Annotated in this window: 9 protein-coding genes; 4 read left to right on the forward strand and 5 right to left on the reverse strand. The window is 49.5% G+C overall.

Features of this window, described 5'->3' with window-relative positions:
• Positions 1-135: 135 nt before the first annotated feature.
• The 4 genes from NTW12_13435 to NTW12_13450 all read right to left on the reverse strand — a co-directional run bounded on the left by NTW12_13435 (position 136) and on the right by NTW12_13450 (position 6,368).
• Positions 136-3,309 (reverse strand): CusA/CzcA family heavy metal efflux RND transporter, encoded by a 3,174-nt coding sequence (locus NTW12_13435; protein ID MCX5847339.1) that lies wholly within the window; start codon positions 3,307-3,309, stop codon positions 136-138.
• A 173-nt stretch (positions 3,310-3,482) separates the two neighbouring features.
• A complete protein-coding gene (locus tag NTW12_13440) occupies positions 3,483-4,718 on the reverse strand; it encodes an efflux RND transporter periplasmic adaptor subunit (protein ID MCX5847340.1) in 1,236 nt (411 codons plus the stop codon).
• Positions 4,715-5,989, reverse strand: a complete 1,275-nt coding sequence (locus NTW12_13445; GenBank protein MCX5847341.1) for a TolC family protein — start codon at positions 5,987-5,989, stop codon at positions 4,715-4,717. The genes NTW12_13440 and NTW12_13445 overlap by 4 nt, the downstream gene beginning before the upstream one ends.
• Positions 5,979-6,368: a FixH family protein gene (locus NTW12_13450; GenBank protein MCX5847342.1), complete on the reverse strand. Its 390-nt coding sequence runs from the start codon at positions 6,366-6,368 to the stop codon at positions 5,979-5,981. The genes NTW12_13445 and NTW12_13450 overlap by 11 nt, the downstream gene beginning before the upstream one ends.
• Positions 6,369-6,713: 345 nt before the next feature.
• On the opposite strand from NTW12_13450, the gene NTW12_13455 reads away from it, so the two are divergent.
• The 4 genes from NTW12_13455 to NTW12_13470 all read left to right on the forward strand — a co-directional run bounded on the left by NTW12_13455 (position 6,714) and on the right by NTW12_13470 (position 10,081).
• Positions 6,714-6,857 (forward strand): hypothetical protein, encoded by a 144-nt coding sequence (locus tag NTW12_13455; protein ID MCX5847343.1) that lies wholly within the window; start codon positions 6,714-6,716, stop codon positions 6,855-6,857.
• A gap of 44 nt (positions 6,858-6,901) precedes the next feature.
• Positions 6,902-7,675 (forward strand): 4Fe-4S binding protein, encoded by a 774-nt coding sequence (locus tag NTW12_13460; protein ID MCX5847344.1) that lies wholly within the window; start codon positions 6,902-6,904, stop codon positions 7,673-7,675.
• Between the two features lie 146 nt (positions 7,676-7,821).
• A complete protein-coding gene (locus NTW12_13465) occupies positions 7,822-8,940 on the forward strand; it encodes a Fic family protein (GenBank protein ID MCX5847345.1) in 1,119 nt (372 codons plus the stop codon).
• A gap of 655 nt (positions 8,941-9,595) precedes the next feature.
• Positions 9,596-10,081 carry a DUF2846 domain-containing protein gene (locus NTW12_13470; GenBank protein ID MCX5847346.1) on the forward strand — a complete coding sequence of 162 codons (486 nt, stop codon included), beginning with the start codon at positions 9,596-9,598 and terminating at the stop codon, positions 10,079-10,081.
• A gap of 557 nt (positions 10,082-10,638) precedes the next feature.
• Here the strand turns inward: NTW12_13470 and NTW12_13475 are convergent.
• The coding region (locus NTW12_13475; protein ID MCX5847347.1) for a formate dehydrogenase accessory sulfurtransferase FdhD at positions 10,639-11,140 on the reverse strand (502 nt) is incomplete at its 5' end.

Genomic DNA, 11,140 nt, shown 5'->3' on the forward strand with positions numbered 1-11,140 from the left:
ATTTTTTTTATTGCGTTGGCAATCACTCCTCAGAATACTTTAAAAAACCTGGAATTGATGAACTCGTAAAAAGGCAAATACCCTGTCATTTAGGTCCCCTTTGCAAAAGGGGGGAAGTTATTTGAGGATAAGCACTTAATCTTTCTGTAAGCTCCGGCCCCGCCAGATCATATAAATGGCGGGATAGATGATCAATTCGAGGATGGTGGAAGTGATGACGCCGCCTACCATGGGCGCGGCAATCCGTTTCATGACGTCGGCGCCGGTGCCATGGCTGAACATGATGGGGATAAGGCCCGCCAGGATAACGCTCACCGTCATGATCTTGGGACGAATTCTTTTTACGGCGCCGTACATGATGGCCTCTTTCAGATCGGCTGCAGTTGCCATTTTTCCTTCTTTTTTCCACTTCTCATAGGCGAGGTCAAGATAGAGGAGCATCACCACGCCCGTTTCCGCGTCGAGCCCCGCGAGGGCGATGATGCCGACCCATACGGCAATGCTCATGTTGTAATTGAGAATATAGAGAAGCCAGAAGGAACCGACGAGGGAAAAGGGAACGGCAAGAAGAACGATTGCCGTTTTTATGACTGATTTCGTATTGAAGTAAAGCAGGATAAAAATGATAAAGAGCGTAAGGGGAATGACCAGTTTCAGCCTTTCGTGGGTCTTGACCAGGTATTCATATTCGCCGCTCCAGGAAAGTCGGTAGCCTTCAGGTATCTTCAGAGAGGCCACCTTCTTCCGGGCTTCATCAACATACCCTCCCACATCCCCGCCTGAGTAATCGATAAAGACATAGGCGGTCAAGAGTCCTTCTTCACTTTTTATGGCGGTCGGACCTTTGACAATCTTGATATCCGCAAGTTCCCCCAAGGGTATCTGGAGAGGACCGGTTGAACCGGACATACCGGCAGTCGATGCGGCGGCAACCGGACGGTTCGCCGTCATCACCGGCACAAGCACCCTTCTCAGCTTTTCCACGTCATTGCGTAATTCCCTTGAATACCGGACATTGACAGGATAGCGCTCCCGCCCCTCAACAGTGGTGGTCAGATTCATCCCCCCGATGGCGACCTGGATCACTTCCCCAACGTCGTCCACGGTCAGCCCATACCGTGCCACTTCATTTTTCTTAATAACAATATCCAGAAAGTAGCCGGTTGCGACCCTCTCCGCGTAAACACTGCGGGTTCCCGGAATGTCCTTGAGGTGATGTTCCAAGGCAAGGCCTATCTTTTCGATTTCTTCGAGGTTCGGGCCCAAAATCTTGATTCCCACGGGGGTCCTGATCCCCGTGGCAAGCATGTCAATGCGGGCCTTGATCGGCATGGTGAAGGAATTCGCAACACCGGGAATTGAAAGCGCATCATTCATCTCATCCTTAAGTTTTTCCACAGTCATCCCTTCACGCCACTCGGATTCAGGCTTCATATTAATCACCGTCTCAAACATCTCCAGGGGCGCCGGATCTGTAGCGGTCTCGGCCCGGCCAGCCTTTCCGAACACCTGGGCAACTTCCGGGATCTTCTTTAGAATTTTATCCTGTATCTGCAACAAGCTGGAGACCTCGGAAATGGATGCCCCGGGCATGGTCACCGGCATATAAAAGAGGGACCCTTCGTAAAGGGGGGGCATAAATTCCGAACCCAGTTTCATAAATGGGTAGATAGTCAGTATCAGAATGACGGCGGCAGTAATAATAACCGTCTTTTTGAATCTCAAGGCAAGCCTGGCGATGGGTTCATAGAGCTTGTGCAGGATGATGCTGATGGGATTTCTTTCTTCCGGCCGAATTTTACCCCGAATAAAGAGCGTCATCAATACCGGCGTCAGGGTAATGGCAAGGAATGATGAGAAGAGCATGGCAAACGTCTTCGTATAGGCCAGCGGTTTGAACAGCCTCCCCGCCTGCGCCTGCAGCGTGAACACGGGAAGGAACGCCACCGTGATCACCAGGAGGGAGAAGAATAGAGAAGGCCCAACTTCCTTGGCCGCGTCAATGATGACGTCCGTCCTGTTTCCCGGTTTGCCCTCCGCTTCCCATTCTTCCAGCTTCTTGTGGGAGTTTTCCACCATGATGATGGAAGCATCGACCATGGCCCCGATGGCAATGGCAATACCGCTCAAACTCATGATATTTGACGTGACCCCAAGATAGTACATGCAGATAAACGACATAATGATCGCCACGGGCAGGGTGAGGATCACAACAAGGGCGCTGGGCAGGTGAAACAGGAAAATGAAACAGACAACGCTGACCGCAACGGCCAGCTTTATGATCTCGTCCTTCAGCGTGTCGATTGAGCGCTTTATCAGGTCTGACCGATCATAGGTCGTGACAATCTTCACCCCTGTGGGGAGGCTCGGTGCGATGTCTTTCTCTATTTTTTCCTTAACCCGCTCAATGACATTAAGAACATTCTCGCCAAAACGGACAACGACAATCCCCCCGGCAACCTCTCCCCTGCCGTCCAGTTCCGCCAGACCCCTTCTGATTTCCGGCCCGAACTGAATACGGGCCACATCCTTCAAGAGGATCGGTGTCCCCGCATTGTTCGTGCCCAGGGAAACATCTTCCAGATCCTTGAGGTTCTTGATATATCCCCTGCCCCTCACCATGTATTCCACGCCGGACATCTCCAGAACCCTGCCCTCCACGTCCCGGTTGCTCTTGCGGATTACCTCCATCACTTTCGTAATCGGGATATTGTAGGCAAGAAGGCGGTTCGGATCGATGGTGACCTGGTACTGCTTTACAAAGCCGCCGATGCTCGCGACCTGCGAAACTCCGGGGACGCTCTCCAGCCCGAGTTTGATCGAATAGTCCTGGATTGAGCGGAGTTCGGAAAGATCATGCCCCCCTGTCTCATCAACGACGGCATAGGAAAACCCCCATCCCAAGCTCGTCGCATCGGGACCGAGGACGGGATTCACATCGGCGGGGATTTTGTTTTTAACGGCCTGGAGATACTCCAGCACCCGGCTTCTCGCCCAGTAGATATCCGTCCCCTCTTTGAAAATGACATAGATGAAGGAGCTACCAAGATAGGAAAACCCTCTGACCGCTTGTACCTGGGGAGCGGCAAGGAGGGTGGAGGAAATGGGATAGGTGATCTGGTCTTCCACCAGGTCAGGGCTTCGGCCTGTCCATTCCGTGTAGATGATGACCTGGGTGTCGCTCAAGTCCGGGATGGCGTCAAGTGGTGCATTCTTCAACGCCCAGTAACCCCAGGCAAGGGAGATGAACATCATCAGAAAGATGATGAACTTATTACGGGCACTGTATGCAATGATTTTGGCGATCATAAATTTACCGGAAAATAACTATCATTCCTACGAGAATTGACTTATCTCTTGCTAACCCCCCTTTATTTTGAAAGGGGGGCAGGGGGGATTTTGGCGAACCCATTGAAAATCCCCCTAAATCCCCCTTTACAAAAGGGGGACTTGGAAGAAGGTATTTTTTTCATTCCTTTATTTCATTTCAGCCTGCGCAGGGGTTTGACACCTTTAAGCTGTGCTTCGGAATCAATCAGGAAATTGGCCGATGATACAACCTTTTCGCCGGTTTTGAGGCCACGCAATACTTCCACGGCGCCGTCCGCCCGGAGGCCGAGTTGAACCTCACGGGGTTCGAAGGCGCCATTCCCCCGGTCCACATAGACCACCTGCCCCGTCCCTGTATCAATCACGGCTGATTCCGGGACGACAAGCCTTTTGCCCAGGTTGATCCTTATTTCCACATTCGTAAACATTTGGGGTTTCAACCGGCCGCCTGGATTGGGCAGTGTCAGTCGAACCTTCGTTGTCCGGGTATCCGCTGAAATGGTGGGATAGATATAATCAATCTGTGACGATAGTTCTCTTCCCGGAAAATAACTGAGGGTAATTCGGGCCGGTTGGCCGACCCGGACGAAGGACAACTCGTATTCATAAATATCGGCGATGATCCAGAGGGTGGAGAGATCGGCTATGTCAAAGAGCTTTTCTCCCGGCATGACTTTCATTCCCTGGACGGCCATCTTCTGCGTAACAAACCCGCTGACAGGGCTATACAGAGTCAATGTCCGGACAGCTTTGCCCGTCTGTTCGATATGTTTGATCTGTGCCTCGGATATGTCCCAGAGCCGCAGCCGTTGCCTTGCCGCATCCAGTGCGGCGTTGGCATCCTTTGCTATCATAAGGCCGAGCGTGTCATCCTTTTTCTTGTCGCCCGGCTGTGTTGCCCATTTTAAGACCCCCAGGAATTCCTGTTGTGTTGCCAGAAGCTCCGGGCTATAAATCTCCGCCAGGGGCTCCCCCTTCTTGACGTAGCGGCCCGTGTAATCTACATAGAGCTTCTCAATCCAGCCCTCAATCTTCGTATTGACCGTAGCCTGCTTCCGCTCATCAGCCTCGATCCGTCCCACCGTGCGAATGACCTTCTGCAGGGGCTTCAGGGAAACCTTGACCGTCTTGACTCCGATGAGTTGCTGCTGTTCCGGAGTAATTTCAACTTGGGGAGCCTCTTCTGTCGCCTCTTCCTGTGGAGCCGGTTGCTTGATCTGGGGTGTGACGGTCTTGGGTTTCTCCGCTCCTGCCGCCGGCGGCTTCGCCGTATGCCCTGCATGTCCCTGGGCCCAGGCAGGTGATGAAACAATATTCCCCGAAAGGAGGAATAAGACTCCCATGACACCGATGAACGTAAAAATAATGCTTTGGTTCCGCCTGATCATTTCTTTTCACCTCCCTGTACCGAGGCCAGGCCTTCCGTAATTGCATGGAGTCTTGCAATGGCTTTTTCTCTTTCCACAAATTGACTCCAGTAAAGGATTTCATAATCCAGCAGGGTTTTCAGCCTGGAAATCACAACGATTGCCTCCGTCCTCCCGGTAGAATATCCTGTGATGGCCAACTCAACATCCTGGGTGTTTTTCGGAATCAAGCCATTCCTGTATAGGTCCATGAGCTTTTCCGATGATCTGAGCATGGAGAAATTATCCTGTATGGCCGCTGAAATCATCAGTTTTACGGCCTCCAGTTCCTGTTTTGCCTGTGCAAGAGACGCTTTCGCCTCCAGGACGGCCGGCTCCTGCTTCGTTTTGAAGTACAGGGGGATGTTGATCGTCGCCGTCGCGCTCCACATATCTTTAAAATCCCCTGATCGGTTAAAATAGCCGGCGTTGATAGTAAAGTCAGGATAATACTCTTTCTGGGCCATTAAAACTCTGGTGTCGGCCGCTTCTATCATTTTATTCCTGGATTTTATTTCGGGAGACTTGCTGAGGGCCATCTTGACGCCCTCATCGACATCGAGACGGACGGATTGATAAACAGGTTCAATCGGTCTCCCCAGGGGCGGTCCCTTTCCCCTGCCTGTTGTGGCCCGGAGCATGGCTTCCAGGGACTGAATCTTCTGTTTGAACATCTCTTCTTTTTCGAGAAGCATGTATTTTTCGGTCTGCGCCATGACGACTTCCTGCTGTATCGCCTTCCCTGCCGCATAACGTACCAGAGTGAGATCTTCTATCCTGACAAAGAGATCTCTCTTGTTCTTCAACAGGTCGATATTTTTGTAGGCCAGAAAGAGATCGAAATAGAGTTCCTTAACCCGCGCTGCCGTCCTGAGCTTCAGGAGTTCATGCATGGCTTCCAGGCTTTCGGCATCCCGCTGCGCCATTTCCCCTTTCAGCGAACGCTTGCCGGGGAAGAGAAACTGCTGCGACGCGGAAAACATCCACTGGGAACCCTGCTCCTCGCCGTAGGTGTAACGGCTAAAGCCCTCGTTCTGATACCCGAACGAAACCATGGGATCGGGGAGGCTCTTCGTCTGCGGGATCCTGTACTTTGCCGCCTCGATCCTTGCCTGAGAGGCCAGAATATCAGGATTATTCTTCAGGGCCTCATCGACAAGATCGGAGAGCTTCAATTCCTGGGCAAAGGCGGAGTTCCCAAGAAGAAAGACCGCCATAATAAGAATGATCGTTTTCCATGTATTAGCTGACATCCACATTGAATTTTACCGATTGTGTCTTCCCTGCGCGCGAGATTTTGACAACAACATTCCAGGCTCCCGACATGGAAAAATTGAGAGTTGCCAAATATTTTTTGTTTTTCAGCTCTGATTTCGTCTTGTAATTCATGGCCGGCATCCCGGGCATTGCAGGCATGCTATATTCCACAGATACTATGGCATCGGTTACATCAGCCCCCATGGTATCCTGGATGCCGATTTCCATTTTATTCAGGCCGGTAACGGGAGGATTCTTGTCGATCTTTACATGAACCATGTAGTTGCCAGCCTTTTTTATGATCATGTAATCCTTTGCATACGCAAAACCCGCTACAAAAAGCAGTATAACTACAACCGTAGCAAATCTCTTCATCACCTTTCTCCTTTCATTTCTTTTTGAAAACCATTTGCTTTTGAATCCGATGTATCAGTGAGGATAACGCCTCCTTTTTCATGGGAAAGCTACCATGAAATAATTAACTTTTCATCAATTATTTTAAGAGTTTTAAAAGGCAGGCCTACGAAATTTCGGTTGCTCCGAAATTCGTTACTTCATGCATTTTTTCCCTTGATGGGGAACGGGTAATTATTTAGTATACGAAATAAAGGAGCCTCACCCCATGAGCGTCTATCACGACTGCATCCTCTATCTGCTGGCCAAGGCCTACCAGAAGGCGTATGCCTGCTTCAAGAAGCGTCTGCATGAATACGGCCGCCGGTGCAGAGTCTCGTCGTTATGGGCATCAGCGAGGCGGAAGGGTTGTCGGCCAAAGAGCGGGATGAGGCAAATAAGGAAATACTGGGCGGACTGCGCCTGGAGGAGCAGATGCTTCTGAAAAGGATGCTGAAGGATCTGCGATAATTTTTTTGACTATATAGTTAGTATACGAAATACAAGGAGGCGTTATGAGCAAGGAAGAGATTCGACAGATAGGTTTATCTTATGGGGCTGATGTCGTCGGCTTTGCCGCCGTCGAGGATTATCAATCAAAACGGTCACCCGATCCGAAGACAATCCTTCCGGGAATCCGTTCAATGGTCGTTTTGGGGTTCAGGGAACTGGACGGCTCTCTTGCCTCGGACATCGGCCGGATCAGCATGCATGGCCGGATCGGCCAGATGGATTTGACGAGGCGCTGTACTTTCCACACGGCCAAGGAATTAGAGGATCGATACCGGGTCAAGGCCGCGCCGATAATGGCGTCCTATCCCCTGAACATGGCCGCACCTTATATGGGTCTGGTGGCGGATATTTCCCTCCGGCATGCAGCAGTGGCCGCAGGTCTTGGGATTTTCGGCCGGCATAATCTGGTCATTTCGCCCCTCTTCGGCACGCGTGTTATTTTCACAGCGATCCTTACGGATATGGAGATGGCCTCCGATCCCGCCATAACAGAAGTCCTATGCAACGAGTGCGGCCTATGCGTCGAGTCCTGTCCCGCCCGCGCCCTGGACGAGGAAGGAAAGACGGAAAACCTGAAATGCCTGCGGAACTCACAGCCCCACGGAATCGGCGGCGCCATTGGGTTTATCAGGAAATTCATGGCCGCACCACCGGAGCAGCAGAAGGCCATGATATTTGATCCCCAATTCTTGAGCCTCTACCAGGCCTCGTTTATCGGATTCCAGTATGAATGCTTCCGCTGCATGGCTGTCTGCCCCGCCTGTGTCGATGCGTAAAAAAGATGACATGGAGAATCACACCGGAGGCGCCGGATTGAAAGGATAAGTGACTTAACAATATGGTATTTCAACTAAGATTAACTTGACATGAAGCGAAAAAAGAATATAATCGCTTCACCAATTGAAGCAATAAAAGGCGATAAATGACTCAGTACTTATGGGAGCATCCAGATTGGACACACTTTAGATGGAAGAACGAAGACATTCTTCTTGCACTGAGTGAATGCCGGCTGTTCCAGGGGAAACTCCTGAGTAAAGTGGCCGATCTTGGATTTACCCTTGAAAACCAAGCCCAGGTTGAAATATTAACTGAGGAGACCTCAAAGACTGCCTTAATCGAAGGAGAGAGCCTCAATGTTCAGGCCGTTAGATCATCGGTCGCAAGAAAGCTCGGGCTCCCTTCGGCGGGACTTAGAGTGGACCGTTATATCGACGGACTCGTATCGGTTCTCCTTGATGCCACAAAAAATCATGAGGAGCCTCTTACACAGAAACGTCTTTTCGGCTGGCAAGCTGCGCTTTTTCCAACCGGCTATTCTGGAATGCATAGGATCAGGGTGGGAAAATGGCGGGGGGACAAGCCCATGCGGGTTGTATCCGGCCCCATCGGCCGAGAAACTATTCACTTCGATGCCCCTCCCTCTGATCTCATATCTGTTGAAATAGGCAAGTTTCTTAAGTGGTGGAAAGAGAGCAGGGGTAATGTAGAAGGATTGCTCCGGGCGGCAATTGCCCAGTTCTGGTTTGTGACCATCCACCCTTTTGAGGATGGCAACGGCCGGATCGCCCGAGCCTTGACCGATATGGCACTGTCCCAGGATGACCGGCAATCGATCCGCTATTATAGTCTTTCTTCTCAGATTATGGCAGAGCGGGACGCCTATTATAATGTTCTCGAGCACTGCCAGAAGCGTGATGGTGATATTACTGACTGGCTATGTTGGTTCCTTGGCTGTTTCTGCAGAGCCATCAAGCGCTCGGAAGGGATGCTCGCGATAGTCCTGAATAAATCCGCATTCTGGAAATCACATGCCGAGGATTTCCTCACGGAGCGGCAGCGCAAAGTCATAAACCGGCTGCTTGATGCGGGAAAGGGCGGCTTTGCAGGCGGCCTGACTACCAGAAAATATGTATCTCTTGCCAAAGTCAGCCGGGCCACAGCCTTCAGAGAGATAGATCACCTTATGAAACTCGGGATCATTAAACAGAATCCTGGCAGAGGTCGGAGTGCAAGCTATGAGTTGAACTGGGAGGAGACGTGAATCGAGCCAGTTAAACGGAGCACGCCTATTCAAAATATCGAGGCATCCCTAATCTCTTCGCGGGTGATCCTCAATGCTGGATGATTCATCCCGAAAACCCGACTGCACAGATAATTGATGTTCTCAGAATATCTTCAATTCCCAGGTAAATATACTTAACTATTCAGCGAAATGTTTTCTTTGTAGCGGGAAAGCTATAGGCAATAGCTAAGAAAGGGTTAACAAATTCAAATACCTATACGTAACAAAATGATGGTTGACAGTTTATAAGATGGAAGTCATCATCTGTTTGTTTTTCTTATTCATTACGGACAAAAAGACGCAACAGCCAAGTATATGGTTTTCTATTGCACGAATTTACGTACATCTTCCTGTAACAAAGCATACGGCAATTCTCGCAGAGATCCACCCTTTCGGACGGTAATCAATGATTAAAACAGAGGCCATCAACAAATAGGGTGCACAATCCCGATAATTTTGCTATCTTCATGTCGATTCATGGTCTTCCTCCTGATTAAAAGTTTTGTCGGAAATTCTTCTGTCAGTGGATTACCGTGAGTCGCTCCTTTATCTCAAGATCAATATTTTCATCCTTCGTTTTGCTCGGGCCGGCCATGGGGGTTAGTAAAAAAATCTGAATATCAAGGAGGGTATAATGAAGACAACTCACAGTTTCAGGAAACGCAATCGGATACTATTATTCTTGCTTGGCTTGTTTTTAATGACAGTCATCATTGGATGCGCAACTACCGGTCCAACGTATTCTACAACGAGAAATGAATTTACCGCTTTGTCCAAAGGACAGGGTCGAATAATATTTTATCGTCCGAGCGCCTTCTTTGGGTTCGCAATGAAATCAGATATTCTTCTCGATGGCAGGAAAGTAGGAGAGTCACGTAATGGTATAGTCTTTTATGTTGATGTTGCCCCTGGAAAACATCAAGTTCAAACTTCTGTCATTATGTATCCTGGTGAGCAGTCAGGTGACATTGAATTACACCAGAATGAAACAATATATGTGAAAACTTATATTGGCAGTTCGGCTTTCGCCGGAAGGACGAACTTTGAAGTGGTCAGCTCCGAACAAGCGAGGGCAGAAGGAATCGACAACTTGGTATTTATTGCTGAACCTCTTAAATAGAACCAGTTTATTTAACAGTCAAAGATCCACTAACCAGTTAAAGCGGGGATGTTTATCCCCCGGCTTCCGCAACTACCAAGTATGCCGGTCAAATAAGGTTTGTGGATGCAGTTCAACTGGTAATCCTCACTCCATTGCTGAACCACGGATTGAGGCTTTGTAGGTGAACAAAAGTTCAGCCTTATCCGAATTTCGCCAAGAGCGGCCTCAAGAATTGCCATTTGAAATGTTGTATACTTCTTCAAAAAACCGAGTCATCTCTTTCAATAAAGGAGATATTTACCCGGTAATTTCTATCCGATCATCTACCTGAACTTCACCTCCGACTATAATTTTCGCAAAGATTCCCTCTCTTGGCATGACACAATCCCCGACTGTGTAAAAGATATGGGCGTCATTTTCGAGACCGAGGTTCTCAAAAAACAGACCGCAACCGATATTATTCTTTTTTCACCTTTCTCTTTAGAAATATTGACGGCCAAAACCTTCCGAAATAGCCCCTTCCCTAAGTCCCTCCTCCTCTGATGGGGGAGGAAGGAGTGGGGTATGATGCTTCCCTACGCCAAGCGCTCTTCTCCTGAATATACATACCCGGAATTTTTTCGTACATATCCCAGCAGAGTAACATGGTATTTTCTGGCGAGGTTTACCGCTGCCGCAGTGGGCGTTGATCGGGACACAAGAACCGGAACGCCGAGTCTGATGACCTTGGTGATGATTTCAGAAGAAACCCTCCCGCTCACGAACAGCATTCCCTTTTCAACAAGGTTCATTTTATCGTTTCTAAGCATCACGCCTGCTATCTTATCGAAACAGTTGTGCCGTCCGATATCCTCGTTAAAAACGGAAAATACCTCATGGTGGAATAAGACACTGTGGACCCCGCCGATTTCCCTGTAAATCTCGGAGCGCCGCTCAAACTCCTTCATGGATCGCAGTATGTTTTGGAGTGGGAATGTATCCTGACTTGTCACCGGCAGAAATTTGTCATGTTTAAGGGGATTGATGTAGGTAAAGCATTTCCCACAACCTGACGTTACGCTGCGCAGACTTTCACAC

Source organism: Deltaproteobacteria bacterium, from assembly GCA_026388545.1.
GTDB lineage: Bacteria > Desulfobacterota > Syntrophia > Syntrophales > UBA2185 > JAPLJS01.